This is a genomic window from Sphingopyxis terrae subsp. terrae NBRC 15098, from assembly GCF_001610975.1.
Taxonomy (GTDB): domain Bacteria; phylum Pseudomonadota; class Alphaproteobacteria; order Sphingomonadales; family Sphingomonadaceae; genus Sphingopyxis; species Sphingopyxis terrae_A.
In genome coordinates, this window is the sequence record NZ_CP013342.1 from 1,403,967 (window position 1) to 1,428,697 (window position 24,731).

The window sequence follows — 24,731 nt, forward strand, 5'->3', positions numbered from 1 at the left end:
GCCTATAGCCCCTGGCAGACATTCTGCTGGCTGGTGTCGAGGAAGGGCGCAAAGGGGCAGCTGATGTAGCGCAGGCGCACTGTCTTTCCATCGGACAGCGTGACGACGATATTGTCGGCACGCTTGTCGATCGGGGCGTTGCCGATCGTGCCCACGCGCGCGCCGCCGTTATGCGTCCCGAGGAAGCTGATCATATCGTCCTGGTCGATGCCGTCGCCCGACACGCCGATCGCGCCGACAAGCTGCGTCCCGCGATAGATGGGCACCGAACCCGGGAAAATCTGGATACCGTTCTGCAGGCGATTCTGCCCCGCCGCGACGTCGGGCAAGGTCGTGCAGCGTTGCGGCGTGTCGGTCGCGCTGGCGCCCGACACGAAGCCGAGGTGCACGCCGATATTGCCGATGACGAGGGCGGATTGCAGCCCGGTCGAAAAGGGATTGAACTGCGCGATCGGGCGCGACAGCGGGCCATTGGGCCGCCCGACCTCGCCGTCGGGGAAATAGGGGCGCGACAGATTGCCCCCCGACCGGTCGGCGAAGGCGAAGGTGCCGGTGAGCGCGCTCGGATCGTTCAGAAAGCTGCGCACCGCGGGGACGAAATGCTGCACGTCGGCGCTGGCGTTGGCGCTGAGTTCCGCTCCGGCGTTGGCGCCCGAGAAAAAGGCCGCGGTGCGCGCCTTCTGCAGCGATACGTCGGTGCCGAAAATCGGCGCGTCGGGCGCGCGCACGATGCCGAGCACGGCGCCATGCGTATCGACGAGGCTGATCGTCACCTGCGCCCGGCTGTCGAGCGGGCGGCGAATCTGCGCGCGCGCGCGGCTCATCACCGCAAAGGCATCTTCGAGCACGGCGCGCACCTCGGCCTGGGTCAGCGGCGCGCTGTTGGTCGATGCATCGGTGCCGGCGCGGATCGGGAAGCGGTTGGTGCCGCTGCCATTGGTCAGGACAAAGGCATCGCGGTTGGAAAATTCGGCTGCGGTCGAGGCGCGGATTCCCGACGCTTCACTGCCATAGGCGGTGCCCGCGACGATCGCCGCGGCGGCATAGCCGATGACCGCGACCAGATTGCCGGCCGTGCCGTTCAGGCTGGCGAAGCTCGCGCCGCCGCTCGTCTGCAAGCCGCCATAAGTGGCGTCCGAAAAGCGCAGCGTCGTCCCGTCGACGGTGATCTTGTCGGCGGTGATCGCCGCCGGCGCCTCGAACCCGCGCGTCCCGGCGAGCGCAATGAACTCCTCGGCATCATTGTCGATGTCGAGAATGTTGGAATCGCTGCCATAGACGCCGTCGCCCATCACCCCGATGCCGCCGACGAGCACGCCATTCTTGTAAAGCGGCAGGCCGCCCGGGTCGGCCGCGAGGCCGAGCGGCGAGCGCTTTGGCCCGATCAGCGCGCCGCCGCCCATGGCGCCGAAGCGCGCGGCAAGATCGCTGCACGGAAGCTGGCTGAACTGCACCCCGAACAGCGGCCCGCTCTCCAGCCCCGCAGTCGTCGGCGCGGGCGGGAAATGCTCCTGGACGATCTGGCTCGCGGTGCGCGTCGAAAAGGCGTTGCCGCCGCTCGACAGATAGGCGCCGGTGATCGCCTTCGCGATCGCACCCGCTTCTGCAGGGAAGGTGACGTTCTGCGCGTCGATATTGTCGCCGTTGGGCGCCGCCGAGGTCGTCGCGGTGGCGCGCGCGCCGTTCATGCGGAAGACACCGAGGACATTGCCGACGCGGTCGGTGACCGCGATTACCGACGGAAGGCCGCGCGCCTGCGCCTCGGCGATTGCGCCGGCCAGTACGGTCTGGACGTCGGCGACGCTGAGCGACTGGCTCGCGGGCGGCGTGTAGAGGCCGCCGGTCGGAGTGGGAGTCGGCGTCGGCGTGGGCGTTGGCGAGGGGGTCGGCGTGCCGCCGCCTCCACCGCCGCACGAGGCGAGGAGCAGTGCCGGGCCGGCGACAAGGGCGGCGGTACGAAAGAGGCGCGATCGGGTCCGCATCGGCTTACCGCAGCGCCTGAATCGCGCGCACCGCGCTGCCGAAGGAGGCTTGGAAGTCGCTGGGCTTGTAGGCGTTGGGATCCTTGACCGAGGCATAGGCGCGGTCGATGTCGGCGCGGATGCCCGCCGCAGCGCCGATGGTGATCCGCCCCGACGAAACCATCGCGTTGAGCAGCGTGTCGACCCCCATCACCGCCTGCGATGACCCCGCATAGTCGGTGAAGCGGTCATTGACCGCCTTCCCCGCAATCGCATCGACCATCGCAAAGGCGTCGGTGCCCGAAAAGGCGCGCGCTGCGAAGGCGCTTTTGAGCGCCGCGACCGTCTGCGCCAGATCAGCGGCGGCGCGAACCGCGGCCGGACGATCGGTCGCGATCGCGCGGTGGAAGGCGGCGCTGCGCGCGCCGAGCTGTTCGGCAAGCGCGGGCGAGGCCATGCGCGCGGCGGCCGAGAGCATGATCAGATTTTCGTCATTATAGGGCGGCATGCCTTCGGGAATGCCCGGCCGCGCCGGATTGTCGACGCTGGTCTTCACCGGCTTCGCCTGATCGTAGATCCGGCGGTGGCAACTGTGGCAGTCGAGGAAATAAAATTCGGGGAACATCCCCTCGGTCCCGCGTTTCGACTGGAACAGCGCGAGGCTGCGTTCGAGCGCGGTCGCCTGCCCCACCGCCCACATCTGCACATGGTCGGTGCGCGCGCCCGCCGCGCCGAACTTGCGCCAGCCATAATCGGCATCTTCCTGATGATGCGCCTGGAGCGAGGAGAAGAGGTCGAGCTCGAATGAAATGCGCGGATGCCCCGCCGCCATGATGCGGTGGGTGACGAACTGCCCCTCGCCCGCGGCCCCGAAATGGCAGTCGACGCACACGCCCGCGCGCACCACCGGATCCTCGAGCCGGCGCAAGCCGGCGCGCAGATTGGCGAGATGCTTCTCGCGCATTTCGCCGCCGGGGCTGGGGTTGGCGCCGACCCCGGCATAATGGCTCGCGATCCAGCTGCCTGCAGGACCGTGGCAGGATTCGCAGGTGACGCCGTCCTCGACCGGCGCGGCACCGCGGCTCGTTGCCGCATCGCTGTGGCACCCAAGGCACATCGAGGCGCGCGCCGGATCGCCGATGCCGAGGTTGCGGGCAATGAACTGGCTTCGGCTGGTGTTGAGCACGGCCCAGGCGCGGCTATGCGCGCCGCCGGGGGTCGAGGGTTCCTGCCAGCGCATCAACTCGTCCTGACGGACAACGACGCCGTCGCCCTCCATCCGGCCGTGGCAGGTCGATCCCGCGCAGGACGCAACACCCAGAAAACGCCCGCCGCTTTCGCCCTGCGAGCGCGCCGGAGGCGCCGAAAGCGTCGCGGCGATCGCAAGCATGGCAAGCAGCAGCGCCAGTGCCGCCACCGCCGCCCACGACCGATCGCCGCGCCCGATGCCAGCGTGCGTCGTCATTCCCACGAGTCCCCTTTTGCCCTGAGGGCCTTTTACCCTAAACGACCCCGAACGCCAGCATCGCGTCGGCGACTTTCTTGAAGCCGGCGATGTTCGCGCCCTTCACATAATCGATATAGCCGCCGCCCTGATCGCCATAGGTCAGGCAGCGTTCGTGGATGCCCGCCATGATATCCTTGAGCATCTGTTGCAGCTCGGCTTCGCTCCAGCTGCGCCGGCCGCTGTTCTGGCTCATTTCGAGGCCCGAAACCGCAACCCCGCCGGCGTTGGCCGCCTTGCCGGGCGCGAACATGATCTTTGCGTCCTTGAAGACATGAACACCGGCAAGGTCGGTCGGCATGTTCGCGCCCTCGCTCACCGCGATGCAGCCGTTCGCCACCAGCATTTTCGCATCATCGCCATTCAGCTCGTTCTGCGTCGCGCACGGCAGCACGACGTCGCACGGCACCGCCCACGGCGTTTTGCCCGCGGTAAAGGTGGCGCTCTTGAACTCGGCGCAATAATCCTCGATCCGGCCGCGCCGGTGCGTCTTGTGCGCCTTAACCCAGTCGATCTTTTCCTGGGTGATGCCGTCGGGATCGTGGATGAAGCCGCCCGAATCGGACAGGGTGAGCACCTTGCCGCCCAGCTGCACGATCTTTTCCGCCGCGTGCGTCGCGACATTGCCCGATCCCGAAATCACCGCGCTCTTGCCGACGAGATCCTGCCCCTTCGCCGCAAGCATGTTTGCGAGGAAATAGACAGCGCCATAGCCCGTCGCCTCGGTCCGGATCAGCGAGCCGCCCCATTCAAGGCCCTTGCCGGTGAGCACCCCGGTAAATTCGTTCGTAATGCGCTTGTACTGGCCGAACATGAAGCCGATTTCGCGTCCGCCGACGCCGATGTCGCCCGCCGGCACGTCGACGTCGGCGCCGATGTGGCGATAGAGCTCGGTCATGAAGCTCTGGCAGAAGCGCATGATCTCGCGCACGCTCTTGCCCTTCGGGTTGAAGTTCGACCCGCCCTTGCCGCCGCCCATCGGCAGGCCGGTGAGCGCATTCTTGAACGTTTGTTCGAACGCCAGGAATTTGAGGACGCTTTCGGTCACGCTCGGGTGAAAGCGGATGCCCCCCTTATAGGGGCCGATGGCATTGTTGTTCTGAACCCGCCAGCCGCGCTGGACGCGGATATTGCCGTTGTCGTCCTCCCAGCAGACGCGGAAGGACACGACCCGGTCGGGTTCGGCAATGCGCCGCAATATCTGCTGCGCGTGATATTCTTCCTTGTCGGCGATGAAGTCGAAAATATCCTCGGCGACTTCCTGCACCGCCTGGACGAACTCGGGCTGGCCCGGGTTGCGCCGCTTCACACCTTCCATGAACGTCGGAAAATCGACGTGATCCGCTACCGCCATGCACCCCTCCCACGCAAAGACTTGGGAAAACCGGTGCGACCCCCTGTTTTACGATTTTATCGTTGACCGACCTCGCCCGACAGAGGCTACACCTTTGCCCGCCAAAGGCAATATGGCGCGGCACCGTCGCGCGCGATTTCGCCGCGGCGAATATTCGGGGGATGGAATGAGCGAAACCAAGGCCATGTCGACGACGAACCGTGCGATCCTGATCGCCGCCTTCCTCCTGCTCGCCGGCGCGATCGGCTACGCGATCTGGCGCGATTCCGCCAATTATGCCGCGGCGCCCGCGCCGACGGCCGCAGCGTCACCCGATGCACAGCTTGCCGCAATCGAGGACCGGACGCGGCGCGAACCGCAAAGCGCCGACGCGTGGATGGCGCTCGGTGCCGCGCGTTTCGACCTTGGCGATTATCCCGGCGCCGCCGCAGCTTATGAAAAATCGGTCGCGATCGCGCCCGAGTCGGCTGGGCTATGGTCGGCGCTTGGCGAGGCGCGCGTGATGGCAAGTCCGCGCGATCCGATGCCCGCCGCCGCGGCCGAAGCCTTTGACAAGGCGATCGCGCTCAATCCCAGAGATCCGCGCGCACGCTATTTCATGGCAGTGAAGAAGGATATCGCCGGCGATCACAAGGGGGCGATCGACGAATGGTTCGCGCTGCTCGCCGACACGCCGCAGGGCGCTCCGTGGGAGGCCGACCTGCGCCGCACGATCGAGCAGGTCGGCGCGATCAACAAGATCGACGTCGCCCCGCGCCTCGCCGCGACGCAGCCGCGCGCGCTCAAGGCCGACGAGATGCCCGTCGCCGCGCGCGCAATCCCCGGCCCCAGCCGCGCCGACATGGAAACCGCCTCGCAGCTTCCCAAGGGGCAGCAGGACGCGATGATCGTGGGGATGGTCGACGGGCTGGAGGCCAAGCTGAAAGCAAATCCGGCGGACGTCGACCGCTGGATCATGCTGATGCGCAGCCGGATGACGCTCGGCGAAACCGCAAAAGCGGCGCAGGCACTGAAAGACGCGCTCGCCGCCAATCCGGGTGCGGCACAAAGGCTGAAGGCGCAGGCGCAGATGCTCGGGGTGCCGGGGACCTGATTTTTTAGCAGGGGGAGATAGTCGTGAAATCCGTGATGATATTGGCCGGCATAATGGCCATGGCCGCCGCCGCACCGACCGCAGCCGCACGCGAGAGCTTTGTGCTGGAAATCGGCGGCGAACAGCTGACGGGACTCGCGCCCGAAGGATATTGCGTTCCCAAGGGCAAGGACAAGGAAGCCAGCGATCTGCTTGCCACGGGTGACACGCAGAATTTCACCTTGATCATGCTGATCCGGTGCGATCGCCAAAATCATCCGCAAGGGTTCGGCGCCGACTATTTCCTGATCAAGGCGGCGCGCGAGACGATAGACGTCGTTATGGAACGCGCCGAATTCCTCAAGCTGATGGAGGCCGAGATTGGCAAAGCCGAATGGCGATCGGGTGAAACTTCGGACGCGTTGCTGAAAAATGCGTCGAAGGACGTAAGCAGCGCGCTGGGGACGGATATCGCGATATCCGGCGCACTGCGCCCGCATGGCGTCGACACGAGCTGCGCCTATCTTGGCGGTTCGCTGAACGTGGCCACCGACGGAAAAACGCTCCCCATAGTCGCGGGGGCCTGCCTGACCTCGGTCGCAGGCAAGCTGCTGTCGGTTAACGCCTATGACGAGGCGAAGCCGCCCGTCGACGCGGCCGTCCAGATGCGCCGCGCGCGCGCTTTAGCGATGCAGTTGAAGGCCGCTCCCTGACCCGAAAGCTGCCCTAACCCGCCATCAGCGCCGCATTGCCGCCCGCGGCGGTGATGTCGGTCGAGATCGATTTTTCCTCGGCGAAACGGTGCAGATAATGCGGGCCACCGGCTTTCGGCCCCGTGCCCGACAGACCTCGGCCGCCGAAGGGCTGCGATCCAACGATCGCGCCGATCTGGTTGCGATTGACATAGACATTGCCGACCGCCGCGCGCGCCGCGACATGCGCCGCGACGCCGTCGATCCGCGTGTGGACGCCTAGCGTCAGGCCATAGCCCGAGGCGTTGATCGCGTCGATCAGCGCGTCGAGCTCGCCGCCTTTCCATGTCGCGAAATGCAGCACCGGTCCGAAAATCTCGCGCCTGAGATCGGTGACATGATCGAGGCGGATCATCGTCGGCGGTACGAAGGTACCGCCCGCCGGCCAATCGGTGCGCGCCGCCTCTGCGATCACGCGGCCCGCGGCGCGCGCATCCGCGACATAAGCCGCAATGTTCGCTTGCGCCTCGGCATCGATGATCGGACCGACGTCGGTCGAGAGGATCGCCGGGTCGCCGATGTTGAGTTCGGCCATCGCGCCCGCGACCATGTCGATCATCGTGTCGGCGACATCCTCTTGCACGCAAAGCAGGCGAAGCGCCGAACAGCGCTGGCCCGCCGATTGGAAAGCGCTCGCGACGGCGTCACGCGCGACCTGTTCGGGAAGCGCGGTCGAATCGACGATCATCGCGTTGGCACCGCCGGTTTCGGCGATCAGCGTCGCGATCGGACCGTCACGCCCCGCGAGGCTGCGGTTGATCGCGCGCGCAACCTCGGTCGATCCGGTGAATGCGACGCCGATGATATCGTCATGACCGGTCAGCGCTGCGCCCACCGTTTCGCCGCGACCGGGGAGAAATGCCAACACATCGGCGGGCACACCCGCCTCGAGCAGCAATTCTATCGCGGCATGCGCGATCAGCGGCGTCTGTTCGGCGGGCTTCGCCAGCACGGCGTTGCCCGCGGCGAGCGCCGCCGAGACCTGCCCCAGAAAGATCGCCAGCGGGAAATTCCACGGGCTGATGGCAACGAAGACGCCCTTGCCTTCGAGGATCAGTTCGTTGCGCTCGCCGGTCGGGCCGGGCAGCGCGATGGGGTAGGAGAAATCGGCGCGCGCCTGGGCGGCATAATAGCGCAGGAAGTCGACCGCCTCGCGCACTTCGGCCACCGCATCGACGAGCGTCTTGCCCGCCTCGTCGATCGCCAGTCCCAGAAAGAGAGCATCGCGTTCCTCGAGCAGATCGGCCGCGCGTTCGAGCCGTTCGGCGCGGAAGGCGCCGCCGGCCAGACTCCAGTCGCCCTGCGCGGCGCGCGCGGCGGCGATGGCGGCATTGACCATATCGGCGTGGGCCTCAATTACATGACCGACGACAGCGCCGGTTGCGGGATTGCGCACCGCTTCGGCGGTGCCCGCCGCTGCCGTGCCGCCGACGATCGGCGCCGCGATGCGCCCGCTGTCACGCGCCCCGGCAATCGCGGCCGCCAGCGCCTCGGGCACGCCGGGTTCGCCAAGGTCATAGCCGCGCGAATTGCGCCGGACGGGATCGAAAAGCTGGAGCCCGGTCGGGATCTTCGACGGCACGCTCGCGATGCTGCGCGGGTCGACCGCCAGCTCTTCGGCGGTCACGTCGGGGTCCGAAAACTGGTGCACGAAACTGCTGTTCGCGCCATTTTCGAGCAGGCGGCGGACGAGATAGGCGAGCAGGTCGCGGTGGGTGCCCACGGGCGCATAGACGCGTACCGGGCGCGGCGGCGGCGACAGCGCAACGATCGCATCATGCGCGCCTTCACCCATGCCGTGCAGCCGCTGCAGTTCGTAATCGGCGCCGTCGAACAGTTCGGCGATGAAGGCCAGCGTCATCGCATTATGCGTCGCAAAGGCCGGGAAGATGCAATCCTGATGCTCGCGCAATATCTGCGCGCACGCCATATAGTTGAGGTCGGTGTGGTTCTTTGCGGTGAAGACCGGAAAATCGCCGAGCCCCATCGTCTGCGCGCGCTTGATCTCGGTATCCCAATAGGCGCCCTTGACCAGCCGCATCGACAGCATGACGCCCCGCGCGCGCGCCTTGGCGGCAACCCAGCGGATCGCCTCGCTCGCGCGCTTCTGATAGGCCTGGATCACGATGCCGAGCCCGGTCCAGCCGTCGGCGAGCCCCGCGTCGATCAGCGCGCCATAAACGTCGAGATGCGGTTCGAGCCGGTCGCTTTCCTCGGCATCGATCATCAGCGGAATGTTGACGCCGCGCGCGGCGCGGGCGAGCGCGATAACATCGGGGATCAATTCTTCGCGAACGCGCTCGGCCTGCAGATATTCGTAACGCGGGTGGAGCGCCGACAGCTTGATCGAAATGCCGTGGTTGGCAAATGGGTCGCCCGGCTTCGCATCGCGGCCGATGCGCGCGATCGCCGCGGCATAGCTGTCATAATAGCGCCGCGCATCCTCTGCGGTGCGCGCCGCTTCGCCGAGCATGTCGAAGCTGGCGAGTTCGCCCTTGTCCTTGTCGGCACGCCGCACCGCGGCGTCGATCGTTTCGCCCATCACGAACTGCTGGCCGAGCAGCTTCATCGCCGCGAGTGCCGCCTGGCGGATCACCGGCTCGCCCGAGCGGCGGATCATCGACTTGAGCAGGGTGAGCGGGTTCGCCTTGCTGCCCATCGCGCCGAGCATCAGCGTCGCCGAGCCCAGCGACAGGCCGCGCGCCGACAGCGCGACAACCAGCGGGCTGTCCTCATCCTCGCCCTCGCGCCAATGGCGTCCGGCGATCTTGTCGCGGATCAGCGCATTGGCGGTCGCGCTGTCGGGAACGCGCAGCAGCGCTTCGGCAAGGCACATCAGCACGACGCCTTCCTCGGTCGACAGGCGGTAGCGATTCATGAGCTGCGCGACGAGCGTTTCGCGCTCGCCCTCGGCCTTCGCCTTGCGGATGAGCGCGAGCCCCCGCCGCGTCACTGCCTCGAGGGTGGCGGGCGAGCGGGCAAGCTGGGTCCGCAGATCGGCGACAAGGTCGGCTTCGGAACGGCGGGCGAGGGCGCGGATGGCGGCGCGGTCGGTCGGCTGGGTCATGGCGCATGATAGCATGCGGTGAAAAGGCAATCCGCCTTCAATCGCGCACCTACGATTATCTTTTGACCTATTATCGGCGTCATATTAGGCAATTGGTATGGCAAATTCGAAAATCATGGTCGATCTGGACGAATTCGATCGCAAGATCATCGCGATATTGGGCCGCGACGGGCGGATGACCTACACCGAACTGGCGCAGCGCGTCGGCCTGTCGAAGACGCCTTGCCAGCAACGCGTCAAGCGACTGGTCGACAGCGGGCTGATCACCGGCTTTCGCGCGATCGTTGACCCCGCCAAGCTGGGGCTCGACCATGTGGCCTTTACCGAGGTCAAGCTGTCCGACACGCGCGAGGAGGCGCTACGCCGCTTCAACGACGCAGTGCGGCGGATTCCCGAGGTCGAGGAATGCCACATGATCGCGAGCAGCTTCGACTATCTCCTGAAGGTGCGTACCCTCGACATCCGCCGCTATCGCATCGTGTTGGGCGAGAAAATCTCCAGCCTGCCGCATGTCGCGAGCACCTCGACCTTCGTCGCGATGGAAACGATCTGCGAATCGGCGCGCTGAGCCGCCGGTCTGCACCGCTGCCGCATCCCGGCCAGAATCTCTTTCTTATTTCACGTCGGTTCGCCCGGTAGACGGCAGGCGCGAATCGATTTTCGCCACGATCCGGCATTCGAGGGACTGTGCAGCGCAGTCCTTCGCGACGGCCTTTTCGAGATCGTTCGGCCAAGCCGTCCAGGTCACATGCGGGCCACCACCCGCATCGACCGATAGCGCCACCTTGCTGTTGGACGACCAGGACACCGCCTCGCATTCATCCTTGGCTTCGGCCCGGCAGGCCGCCAGTGCCGCCTTCTTCGCGCTGTCAAAATCCTTCGCGCCGGACACCGACCACACCGAATTGCGCCACGGCGCCTTGCCGCTCTTGGTCCAGCTTTGCGCGGTAAACCAGGGCTTGCCGAAAGCGTCGGGATCGTATCGCACGGCCTGTTCCGTAACCAGGTCGAAAAAGCCCGCCTCGCTGCATCGCTTGTGCCTCTTTCGGCAGAAATCGAGCGCGCGCTTCTGGGCAGCCGTGGCCGAGGATGCGCTCGCTGCGCCGCCCATCACGCCGCCGCCCATCGTCAGGGCAATATAAACGTCCGAACCAGCCAGTGTGACGCTACAAGTCTTACCGCTGTCGGCCTGGCACAGCGCAACCACATCGAACGCCGCCTTGTCCGGCAAAGGTCGCCCGCCCACGATCCAGACCTCGCGCGGCGGCGTCCCCTCGGCACCCGCATCAGGCCACGCGAGAGCACCGTAGCGGCGATGCGGATCGTTCACCGGACCATAGATTCGCGGCGATTCGGAAATATTCTGCCCGGAGGGCGCGATCAACGCTGGCGCCGTCGCCCACTGGATTTCCTCGCACTCATCGTTTTCGTCCCTGCAATATTTGGCCATGGCCTTTTCTGCCTTGCCTTTATCCACCTCGGACACCGCATAAAGATCGCCCTCGACCCCGCGGGAGATGACAAGCGCGCCATTGGCGCCACCGGCCGCTGTCGTGCACCCGGATCCCATCGCTGCATTGCAGGCCGCCAGCGCCGCGCGATCGGCGCGCGTCCGATTCGAATAGCCGGTGACGAGCCAGGCCCAGCTAGAATCGCGATGCCAGGCGGCCGCATAATAATTGTCATAAGCGGACCTCGTCGGCTGTTGCGGCTCCTCCTCGCCGCCGCCATCGTCATAGCCGGGGTTTGGCGCACACCCTTGCCATCCGCCCGTCCCGCCGCCAATCGGGAAGAACCCGTCGGGACAGCCACCTTCCGCATGTGCTGCCGGAGACATGAAGTCGAAAAGGATCGCCGCGCATAGCGTAAGAAAAATCCGGCCGAGAAAAGGCTTCCAGTCCATGACGCGCGTCATCCCCACTGAATCTTTCATTCTGAAAATCAGCATTGGATAGCGGTTCGTGCCGGTAAGGCGACGGCTGCGGCGTACCAGTACAGATGCCGGTGATAGCGACATGGCCGATCGGGCGCGGCCTGACGGTTCGCCAATACCGATACAATCGATGCCGAGATTATCGTCGGCAGCAAGGTTAGATGGGATGAATGGAGGCCCGAGCCGGAATCGAACCGGCGTATACGGATTTGCAGTCCGCTGCGTCACCACTCCGCCATCGGGCCTCGCGCCGAACGCCGCGGCCGCTGTGTCGCGGGCCGGGCCGGGTGTTGGACGGCGCCGCTAGTGCGGGGCTTTGGCGGGCTTGTCAAGGATTCGCCAAGGCCCACTCCAATTCGCACGCATTTTCGCGCAATGCGGGGTTGGCGCCACCAACGCGGCCAGCTATGCGCGACGCAGCGCCGCGCGATGCTGTATTAGTATTGCAACACAGCATCGGTTCGGCTAGAACGGCCCCAAGCTTCAGGGCCCCAGAATCGGAAAACAGGCTGATGGCGACGAAATTGAACGAAGTGACTGCTGCGGACATGCGGGCTGCGATGATCGATAGCCAGCTGAGAACCAATGACGTGATCGACCCGGCGGTCGTCGCGGCGATGGGCAGCGTGGCGCGCGAGGCGCATGTTCCCGCGGCGTTGGCGAGCGTCGCCTATATGGACCGCGCGATCGCGCTGGGTCACGGCCGCGCGCTCAACGCACCGCTCGTCACCGGCCGCCTGCTGGTCGCAGCCGATATCCGGCCCGGCCAGCGCGTGCTGCTGATCGGTGCGGCGACGGGCTACACCGCCGCGCTGCTCGCGGCGCTCGGTGCGTCGGTCGTCGCGGTCGAGGAGCAGGCCGACCTGCTCGCCGCCGCCCGCGCCGCAACCGACAATCCCGCGATTCGCTGGGTCGAAGGTCCGCTGGCCGCAGGCGCGCCCGGCGAAGCGCCCGTCGACCGCATCCTGATCGACGGCGCGATCGAACAGCTTCCCGACGCGTTGGCAGCGCAGCTCGCCGAAGGCGGCAAGCTGGTCGCGGCGCGCCGCGAAGGCAGCGTCACCCGGCTTGTCCAGGGCGTCAAGACCGCCGGCACACTTGCGCTGCGCGCCTTTGCCGACATGGATGTCGCGGCGCTGCCGGGTTTCGAGGCCCCCAAGGGTTTTCGCTTCTGAGAGCCCCCCCTCCCTTCAGGCTGAACCATATCATGCACGACATCGACACAAAAATGACCGGACGACGCGCCCGCTGGCTAGCGGGCATGGCGCTCGGCGCGCTGGCGCTGTCGTCGCAGGCGCAGGCCGAGACGCTGCAGGGCGCGCTCGCCAAAGCCTATGAGAATAATCCGACGCTGACGGCGGCGCGCGCCGGACAGCGCGCGAATGACGAGAATGTTCCGATCCAGAAGGCATCGGGCCTGCCCTCGGTCGGTGCCAGCGTCGATTATCAGGAAAATCTGGTCATCCCGGGCAACAGCTTCGTTTCGCCGGGCCGCGTCCTGTCTGCGGGCAGCCAGCTCAGCGTGCCGATCTATCAGGGCGGCGCGGTGCGCAACGCGGTGAAGGCGGCCGAATATCGCGTCGAGGCCGGGCAATCCGATCTGCGCGCAACCGAAGCGAGCATTTTCTCGCAGGTCGTGGGCGCATATATGGACGTGATCCGCGACCAGGCGATCGTCCAGCTCAACCAGAAGAATGTCGCGGTCCTCAAGACCAATTTGCAGGCATCGAGTGACCGCTTCGAGATCGGCGATCTGACGCGCACCGACGTCGCCCAATCGCAGGCCCGGCTTGCGCTGGCCGAGGGCGACCTGCGCGGCGCCGAAGCCAATCTGATTCGCAGCCGCGAAAATTATGTGAAGCTGGTCGGCGATGCGCCGGTCGACCTCCAGCCGCCGCCGGCGCTACCCAATCTCCCCCACTCGGTTGAGGATGCGGTCGCGATCGCGCTCAACAACAATCCCGACATCGAAGCGGCAAACCAGCGCATCAACGCATCGCGCGCCGACATCGGCGCTGCGCGGGCCGCCCGCATGCCCAAACTGTCGGCGACGCTGGGGGGCGGCTACAACAATAATCTCCATTCGATTCCTGCCGGCAACACCGTGGCCGAGAATACGACGAAGAGCGCCGCCGCCGGCCTGTCGCTGACGCTGCCGATCTTTCAGGGCGGCCGCCCGTCGGCCCAGGTGCGCCAGGCGCAATCGCGCAGCAGCCAGGCGATTGAAACCTATGTTGCCACCGAACGCGACGTGATCGCGCAGACGCGCGGGGCCTATGCCGCGTGGCAGGCGAACGAGCGCGTCATCGCCGCGACCGAGCAGGCGGTGGGCGCCAATGCCCTGTCGCTCGAGGGGGTGCGCGCCGAAAACAGCGTCGGCACGCGCTCGATCCTCGACATATTGAATGCCGAACAAGAATATCTGAACGCGCAGGTCCAGCTCGTCTCGGCGAAGCGCAACAGCTATGTCGCGGCTTTCTCGGTCCTCGCCGCGATGGGCAAGGCCGAAGCGCGCGACCTGGGGATCGAGGGCGGCGCGCTCTATGATCCGGCGGTAAATTATCGCCGTGTTCGCGGTCAGATCTGGGATTGGGCCGACGATCCGAAGCCGCAGCAGCAGGCCACCGATACGCGCAGCGTTCCCGCCGCCGATGCCAGCGTGCCTGCCGTGGAGCCGCTTCCCCAACAATAAGACTTGGCAAGCCCGCCCGCGCGCCGGTATGAACATGGTTAACCGGTATTTCCGGTGGAACTTAGGGGGCAAGCATGGGCGACATGTCGCGGGAGCCATCGATGGAAGACATTTTGTCGTCGATCCGGCGCGTCATCGCGCGTGACGAGGCCCCTGGGGCGCGCGCGCAGCGTGCGGCGGTGCCGAGCGAGGATATTCTCGACCTCAACGAAGAGGAAGAAGACGCCGTCGCCGAATCAGCCCTTGACGACAGCGGCGCCGCGACCGCGCAGGAAGAGCTGGTGTCGGTTGCCAGCGCCGATGCCGCGCGTCAGTCGCTCGAAGCGCTCACCGCCGCGATGGCGCCAGCCGCGGCCGCGGCCGCCGCGACGGTGCCCGCAGGGGGACGCAGCCTCGAGGATGTCGTCGTCGACGCGATGCGGCCGATGCTCAAGCAATGGCTCGACGCCAATCTGCCGGCGATGGTCGAATCGATGGTGGCGCGCGAAATCAGCCGCATCACCGGCAAGCGCCTCTAAGGCTCAGGCCGCCCAATCCTCCAGCAGATAGCGCGCGATCGCCAGCGGCGGCGGTGCCATGAAGCTCGCGCCCATGTCGCCGGCGAGCGCCGCGCGTACCTCCGCACGGTCGACCCACATCGCCGCTTCAAGTTCGGTGGTGTCGATCGTCAACGCGGCGTCGCGCGCGACCGCGCGGCACCCGATCATCAGCGACGAGGGGAAGGGCCAGGGCTGGCTCGCCACATAAGATACATCGGACACGGCGATGCCCGCTTCCTCGAACAATTCGCGCGCCACCGCTTCCTCAAGCGATTCACCCGGCTCGACGAAGCCCGCGAGAGCCGAAAAGAAGCCCGGCGGGAAGCCGGGCTGGCGGCCGAGCAGCACGCGGCCATCATATTCGGCGAGCATGATGACAACGGGGTCGACGCGCGGGAAATGTTCCGCCCCGCAAGAGGCGCAGCGGCGACCCCAGCCGCCCCGGAACAATTCGGTCGGTGAACCGCAAACGGCGCAGAACCGGTGCCGCGCGTGCCAGTCGACGAGGCTGCGCGCGCCGCCGTAGAGCGCCGCTTCTTCGGGCGACAGCATCGGGAGCAGCCGCATCACGGTGCGCGAACGCGCATCGACGCGCCCTCCGGCATGCGCCTCGCGCACGAAGCGGGGCGCGCCGCTATCGTCGATCCCGAGCAGCAACAGCGCACGCTCGTCGGCCGGATCAAGCGCTTCCCATATCAGCCCGCCGCCGCTGCCCGGCACCGGATCGATGCCGTCAAGCAGCAGGCAGGTCGCGCGCGGATCGGCGATCGCCGCCGCGAAAGCATCGGGATCGGTGCGGAGCCGGTCGGCGCGGTCGAGCCGCGCCCCGGTAAAGCCGAGCGGCAGCGGCATCAGGCCATCACATCCTTGTAAAAGGCCTTGCCGAAGTCGCGTTGGAAGGGCAGCGCCTCCGACGGCATATATTGGGTATAGCCGCCGACGCGATAGCCGCGGCGGCGATCGACAAAGGCGATGGTGCCGGCCGCACCGCCCCAGCCATAAACGCCTTCGCCGGTCGGCGATCCGGCCAGCGACACGCGGCCGCCGGCGCCAAAGCCCTCACCGTCGATGAACGTATTCTTGCGATCAACCGAATCGGCGAGCAGGTTCGACATGCCGAGCCGCGCGGTTTCGGGCTTCATGATCCGCACGCCGCCGGTTTCACCTTCGCCGAGCAGCATGGCGAGGAACCGGTCGTAATCGCGCGCCGTCGAAACGAGACCGCCGCCGCCATAGGGCATCGGCGGCGGGTCGAGGTAGATCGAGCTCGTCGCGGGGTCGATCGGCAGCAGCACGCCGCCCAGCGGCGCATAGTTGGTCGACAACCGCGCTTCTTCGTCGCCGGTGACGCGAAAACCGGTGCTCGCCATCCCGAGCGGATCGAAAATGCGCGCCTTCAGAAAGGCGTCGAAGGGCTGACCTGAGACGACCTCGATCACGCGGCCCATCAGGTCGAGCCCGACCGAATAGCTCCAGCGGGTGCCGGGTTCATAGACGAGCGGCAGCGTCGCGAGCCGGTCGGCGAAAACCGCCAGGCTCGGCGCGGGGGTGGTCGGCGGGAAGCCTGGAATCGGCAGACGGCTGACCTGCCCGCCCAATATCCCCGCTTCGTTATAGGCGTCGCGGAGCGGCCCCTTCTGGACAATATTATAGCCGAGCCCGGCGGTGTGGGTGAGAAGCTGGCGGACCGTGATCGGCCCCTTCGCGGGGTGCACGTCGGTGATCGATCCGTCGGGAGTGTTCTGCACCTTCATCGCCGCAAAGGCCGGAAGGAAATCGGCGATCGGCTGATCCAGCGTCATCTTGCCGTCCTCGATCAGCAGCATGGCCGCCATGCCGGTGACCGGCTTGGTCATCGAATAGAGGCGCCAGATCGTGTCCGGAGCCACAGCGCGCTGCGAATCCATCGCCTGCTTGCCTGCGCCCAGATAGTCGGGCGGCGCCTGATCCTTGCCTATCGCAGCGATAGCGCCGGCGAGTTCGCGGCGGTCCACGAATCCCTTGATGAAGGCGTAGGTCGCCGGATAGAGCGCCTCGGCATTGGTCCAGGCGAAGGCGGCGCGCGGCAACAGCGTCGCGCTGCCCCCCAGCGCCAGGCTGCCGAGCAGCGCGCGGCGCGAAATCATCATCGTCATCGGTCACTCTCCCGCATCTTGTCGACCAGTTTGCGATACAGCGTCGGCAGACCGGCCGCGTCAAGCGCCGAAATCGGCCACCACTCACCTTCCCCTGCGGCATCCTCAACTCCGCGCCGGACGAGCGTCAATGTGAGGTCGAAATGGGTGAAGCCGTGCCGCACGGAGACGGCTCCGTCGCCGGATGCGGGCGGTTCGTCCCACGTACCGCCGGGCAATGCCCGCATCCCGCCGAGCATCCCCTTGTCGGGGCGCCGTACCAGCCACAGCCGCGCATCCGATTCGATCCACCAGGCGCTTCCGTGGCGCTGCGGCTTCGCCTTTTTGGGCGGCTTGACCGGAAGGGATTCGGCGGTGCCGGCCGCAAATGCGGCGCAGTCGGCGGCGAGAGGACAGCGGGTGCAGGCGGGGCTGCGCGGCGTGCAGATCGTTGCGCCCAGATCCATGAGAGCCTGCGCGAAGTCGCCGGGGCGATCGCCCGGAACGAGCGGCGCCAGCGCGGCACGGATCGCGCGCTTTGCCGCCGGCAGCGGCGTGGTGATCAGCCGGTGGCGCGCGATCACCCGCTCGATATTGGCGTCGACAACGACCGCGGGGCGGCCAAAGGCGATCGCCGCGACCGCCGCCGCGGTGTAATCGCCAACGCCCGGCAAGGCACGCAAGCCCGCCTCGCTGTCCGGAAAAAGACCGTCATGATCGGCGACCACCGCCCGCGCGCAGGCGAGCAGGTTGCGGGCGCGGGCATAATATCCAAGGCCCGCCCACGCCGCCATTACGTCCGCGTCGTCGGCCGCCGCGAGATCGGCGACGTTCGGCCAACGTGCGGTAAAACGGGCGAAATAGCCTGCGACAGCAGCAACGGTCGTCTGTTGCAGCATCACTTCGGCGAGCCAGATGCGGTAGGGATCGGGCGTCACCACGCTCCCTGGCGCGATACGCCAGGGGAGGATGCGCGCCGCATGGTCGTACCAGGCGAGCAGCCGCGGCGCGAAATCCGCGTCGGCCGCGATATCGGGGTCTGGCATCTGGACGCTCACCCCCCGCCTATGGCATGGCGGCGGCGATGGCGAAAGCAGGCTCCAGCGACGGCGACAAGTCCCCTAAAGCGCGCACGAAGAAGGCTGCCAAAAAGCCGCCGGCGCGCAGCTATGAGCGGCCGCGCGGCGGCGAGGCGCGCGCGATCGCCGATATGGTTCCCGAAATCGGCCGGACCGCCTTTCGCAAATTCGGCTTCATCCAGTCGTCGGTCGTCAGCCGCTGGCGAGAAATCGTCGGCGATCGGCTCGCCGATGTCACCCAGCCTGCGATGATCCGCTTTCCCGCCGGACAAAAGGCGGGCGGAACGCTGCATCTGACGATCAGCGGCGCGCATGCACCCATGCTGCAGCATGTCGCCCCCGATATCGTCGCGGCGGTCAATCGCTTCTTCGGCTATGCCGCGATTGCGAGCGTGCGCATGACGCATGGTCAGGTCGCGCCCGCCCCCGCCCCCGTTCAGCAGCCGGCAATGCTGAAGCCGGTACCCGCCGAACTGGGGGATAGCCTGCGCGACATCGGCGATCCGGAACTCAGGACCGTGCTCGAACGCATGGCCGCCGGGCTTGCCAGCGCGCCGAAACTCCCGCGCATCAGTTGAAGGAAGACGGCACGTCCATGCCCAAGATATCCGGTCGCACCCTGTCCCGCCGCACCGCCATCGGCGCCCTGTCGATCGCCGCGCTGTCGCTGGTCGCCGCCGCGCCCGCCGCTCCGGCGCCGGCCTGGTCGTCGAAGATCAGCACCAGCGCGATCGGTGCCTATATCGTCGGAAACCCCGCCGCCAAGGTGCGTCTGGTCGAATATTTCAGCTATACGTGCACCCACTGCGGCGAATTTGCGCGCGACGGCGACGTCCCGCTCAAGGCCCAATATATCGACAAGGGGCTGGTGGTCTTCGAATATCGCAACCTCGTTCGCGACCCGGTCGACCTGACCGCAGCGCTGCTGGCGCGCTGCGGCGGCGCCAAGGCCTTCGCGGCCAACCACCACGCCATCTTCATGGCGCAGCCGGTCTGGCTGACGAAGGTGCAAAAGGCGCCCGAAGCCATGGTCAAGAGCTGGTATGTCGGCACCGAGAGCGAACGCGCGCGCAAGATCGCGGCCGACACCGGCCTCGGCGCGCTGATGGCGAAACGCGGCTACACCCAGGCGCAGATGAACGCCTGTTTCGATAGCGAGGTCACGCGCGCCGAACTCGAAGGCATGACCAATATCGGCCTGGGTGCCGACCATGTGCGCGGCACGCCGGCCTTTTTCATCAATGGACGCCACACCGACGTGACCGTCTGGTCCGCGATCAAAACGCAACTCGACGCGGCGCTGAAGGCCTCGTAAAAGCCCGTTCACGCGAATTATCCGGAGACTATCCCCAATGACCAGATTGCCCCTTCGCCCCATCCTTCTCGCTTCGATCGGCGCCCTTGCGCTCGCCGGTTGCGGCAAGGGCACTACCGACCAGTCGAAGGAACAGGCGGTCGTCGCCAAGGTCGCGGCGCCTGCGGGCAAGCAATGGTCGACAACGGTGACCAAGACCGCCGAGGGCGGCTATCTGATGGGCAACCCCGACGCGCCGATCAAGATCATCGAATATGCGTCGCTGACCTGCTCGCACTGCGCCGATTTCTCGAAGGAAAGCCACGAAGAGATCAAGCGCGACTTCATCGACAGCGGCCGTGTCAGCCTGGAAGTGCGCAACTTCATCCGCGACCCGCTCGACGCGATGGCCGCGGCAGTCGTGCATTGCGGCCCGGTCGATCGCTATTTCCCGCTGCAGGAAAATGTCTTTGCCTCGCAAGCCGAACTGTTCGCCGGCGCGCAGGCCAATCCCAAGGGCGGCGAAGCCGCGATGGCGCTGCCCCCCGCGCAGCGCTTTCCCGCGCTCGCCAAAGCCTGGAAGCTCGAAGAATTCTTCCAGTCGCGCGGCGTAACCGCCGACCAGATCAATGCCTGCCTGTCGAACGTCGACAATATCAGCAAGCTTGAGCAGATGACCAACAAGGGCATCGAACAGTTCAAGATCCAGGGCACGCCGACCTTCGTCATCAATGGCCAGGTCGCCGAGGGCATCACCACCTGGGGCCCGCTGCGCGACCGCCTGCGCACCATGGGCGCCCGCTGAAGACAATAGCCCTCCCCGTCGCGGCGGGGAGGGCGGCACCCCTTGCGACTCGACCGCCCACGCGCCATGACGGTGCCAGGGGGATATGTGACAGCAAGGTTGCACCGGCTCCGATTCGCTGACCTGCACGAGGTGGCCTCGTGCAGATAAGACGCCTGCGCCTGACCGGTTTCAAAAGCTTCGTCGAGCCAACCGAATTGCGGATCGAACCCGGGCTGACCGGCGTCGTCGGTCCGAACGGCTGCGGCAAATCGAACCTGCTCGAAGCGATCCGCTGGGTGATGGGCGAATCGAGCCCCAAATCCATGCGCGGCGGCGGGATGGAAGATGTGATCTTCGCCGGCACATCGCAGCGCCCGCCGCGCGATTTTGCCGAGGTGGCCATCCATTGCGATACCGAAGGCAATGTCGTCGCGGGCCTGTCCGACGCGAGCGAAGGGCATGAACTCGAGATCATCCGCCGTATCGAACGCGGCGCGGGCAGCGCCTATCGCGCCAACGGGCGCGACGTCCGCGCCAAGGATGTCGCGCTGATCTTTGCCGACGCCGCGACCGGCGCGCACAGCCCCGCCCTCGTCAGTCAGGGCAAGATCGCGAACGTCATAGCCGCCAAGCCGACCGATCGCCGCGCGATGCTGGAGGAAGCGGCGGGCATCGCTGGTTTGCACGTCCGCCGCAAGGATGCCGAGCAAAAGCTGCGCGCGACCGAAACCAACCTCAATCGCCTGTCCGAAATCGTCGCCGACATGGAAGTGCGCGCAAATGCGCTGCGCCGTCAGGCGCGGGCGGCGGAAAAATATCGCAAGCTCAGCGACGATATCCGTATCGCCGAAGGCCGGCTGATCTACGCGCGCTGGCGCGATGCCGCCACCGCCGCCGATCAGGCGCGCCGCGAAGCCGATGCCGCCGAAGCCGCCGTGAAGGCCGCGCAGACCGAACTCGAAACCGTTTCCGCCGCGCAGGTCGAAGTGGCGACGCGCGTCGGTAGCGCGCGCGCCGAGGCGCAGGCACAGCGCGATGCGCTCGCCGAGGCGACCGCGACGCTTGTCCGACTGCAGGGCGAGGAACGTGCCGCGCGGCAACGGCTCGACGATCTGGCGGCGCAGCAGGCGCGGCTCGCCGAGGACCGGGCGCGCGAGGGCGAATTGGCGCGCGACGCCCATGCCGCCCTGACCGCGCTCGACGCCGAGGCGAAGCGTCTCACACAGGACATTGCCGCGCACGACGCGGGAAAGGCGGCGCTGGTCGAGGCGCATCAGGCGGCCCAGGCACGCCTCCGCGATGCAGAGGTCGCACTCGCGCAGGCACGGGCGAAGGCGGCGAGCGAAGCCGCCGATCGCCGCATCGCGGTGTCGGCGCGCGACACGGCCGAAGCCGCCGTCCGGCGTATCGCCGGCGACCGTCAGCGGGTCGAGGCCGAAATCGCCGCGCTGGGCGACAGCGCCGCACTCGCCGCAACCCAGGCCGAAAGCGTCCGCGGCGCCCAACAGGCCGAAGCGGCGATAATTTCCGCGGAAAGCGCGCTGCACGAGGCCGAGGCCGACCGCGAAGCGATCGCGGCCGATCTTGGCGCAATCGATGCCGGTCTTGCCGAAGCACGCGCCGCGCTCGCCGCGCTCGACGGCGAGGCGGCAACGCTCGAACGCGCGCTCGCCGCCGCCCGCACCGACGACGACCGCATCCTCGACCGGCTGCGCGTGACGCCGGGCCACGAGGCGGCGCTCGCCGCCGCGCTCGGCGATGATCTCGACGCCGGGACCGACCGCGCCGCCGCGCGCAGTTGGGGCGCCGCCGATGCCGACAAGAACGACCCGGCGCTGCCGGCAGGCACGCAACCGCTCGCGGCGTTCGTCCAGGCGCCCCCGGCGCTCGTGCGGCGACTCGCCCAGATCGCGGTTGCCGATCGCGACACCGGCCAGCCGCTCGCGGTCGGCCAGCGGCTCGTCACCCTGGACGGCGTGATGCGCCGCTGGGATGGCTTCGTCACGCGCGGCGACGGCGCGACGGCGACCGAGCGGCTGCAACGGCAGAATCGCCTCGACGCGCTCGCCGCACAACGCCCGCAAGTCGAACTCGGGGTGCAGGAATTGCAGGATCGGCGCCATGTTGCGGCAACGCAGCTTGCCGAGCGAACCGACGCCGCCGCCGCGGCGCGCAAGGCGCTCGCGAGCGCCGACGAGGCACGCCGCACTGCGCTGCGTGCCGCCGATCAGGCGCAGGCCGCGCTCGACCGTCACCGCGACGCCGCCGCGCTGTTCGACCGTCGGCTCGCCGAAATTGCGGCGGCCGGGAGCGACGCCGCTGCGGACCTCACCGCGAAGGAGGCGGCGCTCGCCGCGCTCCCCGACGACAGTCTGGCCCGCGCGGCGCTTGAGGGTGAAGAAAGTGCAACCGACCGCGCGCGCAGCGACGCCAATGGCGCACGCGACGCGCTCGCCGATCATGAGCGCGCCCTTGCCGGCCTCAGCGAGCGGCACGCGGTCGTCGGCGCCGAGATCAAGAGCTGGAAGGCGCGCGCGGGCGAAGCGGCACGGCGCGTGACCGACATGGACAAGCGCGCCGACGCGCTGACAGCCGAAGCCGCGAAGCTTGCGGGCCTGCCCGAAAAGCTCGCCGCCGATAGCGAAGCTGCTGCGGCCCGGCAGACGGAGGTGCGGGGTAAAGTGGGCGCCGCCGAGGCGCAGGAGCGCGAAGCCGAAGCGGCGCTGCGCGAGGCCGAAGCGGCGCTGACGACGATCCGCGAGCGCGTCGCCGCGGCGCGCGAGACACGCGCCGGCGCGGTGGCACGCTCCGAAAATGCCGAGCTGCGCCGCATCGAGATGGGGCGCCTGTCGGGCGAGCGCTTCGAATGTCCGCCCCCCTTGCTACCGCAGAAGGTCGGGTTCGAGGGTGATGGCGTCGACGATGCAAATGCCGAGTCGGCCGCGCACGACCGGCTGATCGGCGAACGCGAGCGGTTGGGCCCGGTCAACCTCGTCGCCGCCGACGAGCTTGCCGAACTCGACGTCGAACGCGAACGAAGCGCCGCCGAGATCGAGGAGCTGCAACAAGCGGTCAACCGGTTGCGCGGCTCGATCGGCAACCTCAACCGCGAGGGCCGCGTTCGCCTGCTCGCCGCCTTCGAGACGGTGAACGAACATTTCCAGCGCCTGTTCACCACGCTGTTCAACGGCGGGCAGGCGCATCTCGAACTCGTCGATTCGGACGATCCGCTCGAGGCCGGGCTGGAGATCATGGCGCAGCCGCCGGGCAAGCGCCTCGGCACGCTGACTTTGCTCTCGGGCGGCGAACAGGCACTGACCGCCGTCGCGCTGATCTTCGGCCTTTTCCTGACCAATCCGGCGCCGATCTGCGTCCTCGACGAAGTCGATGCGCCGCTCGATGACGCCAATATCGAACGCTTCTGCGACCTGCTCGACCGGATGACGCGCGAGACGAAGACCCGCTATCTGATCGTCACCCACAATGCGGTGACGATGGCGCGCATGCATCGCCTGTTCGGAGTGACGATGGTAGAGAAGGGCGTCAGCCGCCTCGTCTCGGTCGACCTCGGCGGCGCCGAAGAACTGCTTGCGGCCGAATAGGCGCCCGCGTCAGGGGGCGCTGCCGACCACCAGCATCGCCGCGAAGACCAGCAGCCCCGCAAAACGATTGCTGCGGAATTTGGCGAGCGCGTCGGCGCCATTGTCGGGATCGAGCGTGACGACCTGCCCCGTCAGATGCAGCGCGGCGGGGATCAGGGCGACAAGCACAAGGGCATCGGGACGAACATTCCACAGCGCGCCCGCCCAGCCGCCGAGCGCCACAACGTAGCAGAGCGCGACGCCGGCCTTCACATGCCGCCCCATCGCGCGCGCGCTCGATTTCACGCCGACGAGTGCGTCATCCTCGATATCCTGAAGCGCATAGATGGTATCATAGCCGATCACCCAGGCGATCGTGCCCGCATAGAGGAAGGGCAGCGCCAGCCCGCCTTGATCGTTTGCGCCGCCGCCGACCGCGATCCAGCCGACGAGCGCGCCCCAACTGAAGACAAGGCCGAGCCATGCCTGCGGCCACCAGGTAATCCGCTTCATGAAAGGATAGGCGGCGACCAGCGCGAGGCTGGCCACCGCGACGATCTGCGCCGGCAGGGGTAGACGCAGCAGCACGACGAGCCCGATCATCGACAGCAGCAATGTCCACATCAGGGCGTTGCGCACCGACACTTCGCCGCTCGCGACCGGGCGCACCGCGGTGCGCGCCACCTTCGCGTCAAGATCGCGGTCGACGATGTCGTTATAGACGCAGCCCGCGCCGCGCATCACGATCGCGCCGAGCAGCATCCACAGCAGCAGCGGCCAATGCGACCAGGCCCCGCCCGCCAGCGCCAGCGCCCATGCGCAGGGCCAGTAGAGCAGCCACCAGCCGATCGGCCGGTCGAAGCGCGCAAGCAGCGCATAGGGGCGCATGCCTGCGGGCAGGATCGCCAGAAAGCCCTGATGCTGGCTGTCGGGGGTATGCGTCGCTGTCATCGCCGCCCGCGCGATAGCAGGGGGCGCGGCGACAATAAATGGGGCATCGGC

The 24,731-nt window shown here is 67.3% G+C and carries 19 protein-coding genes and 1 tRNA gene; 10 read left to right on the top strand and 10 right to left on the bottom strand.

Annotated features, from left to right (window positions below; all coding sequences use genetic code 11):
* Positions 1-2: 2 nt before the first annotated feature.
* Genes AOA14_RS06735 through gdhA form a run of 3 tightly spaced genes read right to left on the bottom strand, consistent with a single transcriptional unit; the run spans position 3 to position 4,819 of the window.
* On the bottom strand, positions 3-1,982 hold the full coding sequence (locus AOA14_RS06735) for a heme-binding protein (protein WP_062901217.1): 1,980 nt from the start codon (positions 1,980-1,982) through the stop codon (positions 3-5).
* Positions 1,983-1,986: 4 nt separating this feature from the next.
* On the bottom strand, positions 1,987-3,426 hold the full coding sequence (locus AOA14_RS06740) for a multiheme c-type cytochrome (RefSeq protein ID WP_062901218.1): 1,440 nt from the start codon (positions 3,424-3,426) through the stop codon (positions 1,987-1,989).
* Positions 3,427-3,463: 37 nt separating this feature from the next.
* Positions 3,464-4,819, bottom strand: coding sequence for an NADP-specific glutamate dehydrogenase (gdhA, locus tag AOA14_RS06745; RefSeq protein ID WP_062901219.1), 1,356 nt, complete (start codon positions 4,817-4,819; stop codon positions 3,464-3,466).
* A 166-nt stretch (positions 4,820-4,985) separates the two neighbouring features.
* Between gdhA and AOA14_RS06750 the strand changes: the two genes are divergently transcribed.
* Both AOA14_RS06750 and AOA14_RS06755 read left to right on the top strand, forming a co-directional pair.
* A complete protein-coding gene (locus AOA14_RS06750) occupies positions 4,986-5,912 on the top strand; it encodes a tetratricopeptide repeat protein (RefSeq protein ID WP_238929740.1) in 927 nt (308 codons plus the stop codon).
* Positions 5,913-5,935: 23 nt separating this feature from the next.
* The gene (locus AOA14_RS06755) at positions 5,936-6,604 is read left to right on the top strand and encodes a hypothetical protein (protein WP_202988417.1); all 669 of its coding nucleotides are present in this window, start codon (positions 5,936-5,938) and stop codon (positions 6,602-6,604) included.
* A 13-nt stretch (positions 6,605-6,617) separates the two neighbouring features.
* Here AOA14_RS06755 and putA read toward each other — a convergent pair whose 3' ends face one another.
* Positions 6,618-9,710 (bottom strand): bifunctional proline dehydrogenase/L-glutamate gamma-semialdehyde dehydrogenase PutA, encoded by a 3,093-nt coding sequence (putA, locus tag AOA14_RS06760; RefSeq protein ID WP_238929741.1) that lies wholly within the window; start codon positions 9,708-9,710, stop codon positions 6,618-6,620.
* Positions 9,711-9,807: 97 nt separating this feature from the next.
* Here putA and AOA14_RS06765 point away from each other — a divergent pair, with 97 nt between their 5' ends.
* Entirely contained in the window at positions 9,808-10,278 is a 471-nt protein-coding gene (locus AOA14_RS06765) for an Lrp/AsnC family transcriptional regulator (protein WP_202988418.1), read from the top strand.
* A gap of 45 nt (positions 10,279-10,323) precedes the next feature.
* On the opposite strand, the gene AOA14_RS19695 is transcribed toward AOA14_RS06765, so the two are convergent.
* Together AOA14_RS19695 and AOA14_RS06775 are read right to left on the bottom strand one after the other, a co-directional pair.
* Positions 10,324-11,040: a DUF4189 domain-containing protein gene (locus AOA14_RS19695; RefSeq protein WP_202988419.1), complete on the bottom strand. Its 717-nt coding sequence runs from the start codon at positions 11,038-11,040 to the stop codon at positions 10,324-10,326.
* Between the two features lie 774 nt (positions 11,041-11,814).
* Positions 11,815-11,888: transfer RNA gene (locus tag AOA14_RS06775), tRNA-Cys, on the bottom strand.
* 267 nt (positions 11,889-12,155) lie between these two features.
* Between AOA14_RS06775 and AOA14_RS06780 the strand changes: the two genes are divergently transcribed.
* The 3 genes from AOA14_RS06780 to AOA14_RS06790 all read left to right on the top strand — a co-directional run bounded on the left by AOA14_RS06780 (position 12,156) and on the right by AOA14_RS06790 (position 14,853).
* The gene (locus tag AOA14_RS06780) at positions 12,156-12,818 is read left to right on the top strand and encodes a protein-L-isoaspartate O-methyltransferase family protein (protein WP_062901223.1); all 663 of its coding nucleotides are present in this window, start codon (positions 12,156-12,158) and stop codon (positions 12,816-12,818) included.
* 32 nt (positions 12,819-12,850) lie between these two features.
* A complete protein-coding gene (locus AOA14_RS06785; protein ID WP_062901224.1) occupies positions 12,851-14,335 on the top strand; it encodes a TolC family outer membrane protein in 1,485 nt (494 codons plus the stop codon).
* 74 nt (positions 14,336-14,409) lie between these two features.
* On the top strand, positions 14,410-14,853 hold the full coding sequence (locus AOA14_RS06790) for a DUF2497 domain-containing protein (protein WP_062901225.1): 444 nt from the start codon (positions 14,410-14,412) through the stop codon (positions 14,851-14,853).
* Positions 14,854-14,856: 3 nt separating this feature from the next.
* On the opposite strand, the gene nudC is transcribed toward AOA14_RS06790, so the two are convergent.
* Genes nudC through AOA14_RS06805 form a run of 3 tightly spaced genes read right to left on the bottom strand, consistent with a single transcriptional unit; the run spans position 14,857 to position 18,034 of the window.
* Positions 14,857-15,726: an NAD(+) diphosphatase gene (gene nudC, locus AOA14_RS06795; protein ID WP_062901226.1), complete on the bottom strand. Its 870-nt coding sequence runs from the start codon at positions 15,724-15,726 to the stop codon at positions 14,857-14,859.
* Positions 15,726-17,009 carry a serine hydrolase domain-containing protein gene (locus tag AOA14_RS06800; RefSeq protein WP_062901227.1) on the bottom strand — a complete coding sequence of 428 codons (1,284 nt, stop codon included), beginning with the start codon at positions 17,007-17,009 and terminating at the stop codon, positions 15,726-15,728. Before AOA14_RS06800 ends, nudC begins: the two co-directional genes overlap by 1 nt.
* Positions 17,006-18,034, bottom strand: coding sequence for an A/G-specific adenine glycosylase (locus AOA14_RS06805; protein WP_062903047.1), 1,029 nt, complete (start codon positions 18,032-18,034; stop codon positions 17,006-17,008). The genes AOA14_RS06800 and AOA14_RS06805 overlap by 4 nt, the downstream gene beginning before the upstream one ends.
* A gap of 38 nt (positions 18,035-18,072) precedes the next feature.
* Here AOA14_RS06805 and AOA14_RS06810 point away from each other — a divergent pair, with 38 nt between their 5' ends.
* The 4 genes from AOA14_RS06810 to smc all read left to right on the top strand — a co-directional run bounded on the left by AOA14_RS06810 (position 18,073) and on the right by smc (position 23,750).
* The gene (locus AOA14_RS06810) at positions 18,073-18,645 is read left to right on the top strand and encodes a DUF721 domain-containing protein (RefSeq protein WP_062903048.1); all 573 of its coding nucleotides are present in this window, start codon (positions 18,073-18,075) and stop codon (positions 18,643-18,645) included.
* A gap of 17 nt (positions 18,646-18,662) precedes the next feature.
* Positions 18,663-19,382, top strand: a complete 720-nt coding sequence (locus AOA14_RS06815; protein ID WP_062901228.1) for a DsbA family protein — start codon at positions 18,663-18,665, stop codon at positions 19,380-19,382.
* Between the two features lie 37 nt (positions 19,383-19,419).
* Positions 19,420-20,166: a thioredoxin domain-containing protein gene (locus AOA14_RS06820; protein WP_062901229.1), complete on the top strand. Its 747-nt coding sequence runs from the start codon at positions 19,420-19,422 to the stop codon at positions 20,164-20,166.
* Between the two features lie 140 nt (positions 20,167-20,306).
* Positions 20,307-23,750 carry a chromosome segregation protein SMC gene (gene smc / locus AOA14_RS06825; RefSeq protein WP_062901230.1) on the top strand — a complete coding sequence of 1,148 codons (3,444 nt, stop codon included), beginning with the start codon at positions 20,307-20,309 and terminating at the stop codon, positions 23,748-23,750.
* A 9-nt stretch (positions 23,751-23,759) separates the two neighbouring features.
* Here the strand turns inward: smc and ubiA are convergent, their stop codons facing one another.
* Positions 23,760-24,680: a 4-hydroxybenzoate octaprenyltransferase gene (gene ubiA / locus AOA14_RS06830; protein ID WP_062901231.1), complete on the bottom strand. Its 921-nt coding sequence runs from the start codon at positions 24,678-24,680 to the stop codon at positions 23,760-23,762.
* Positions 24,681-24,731 lie beyond the last annotated feature (51 nt).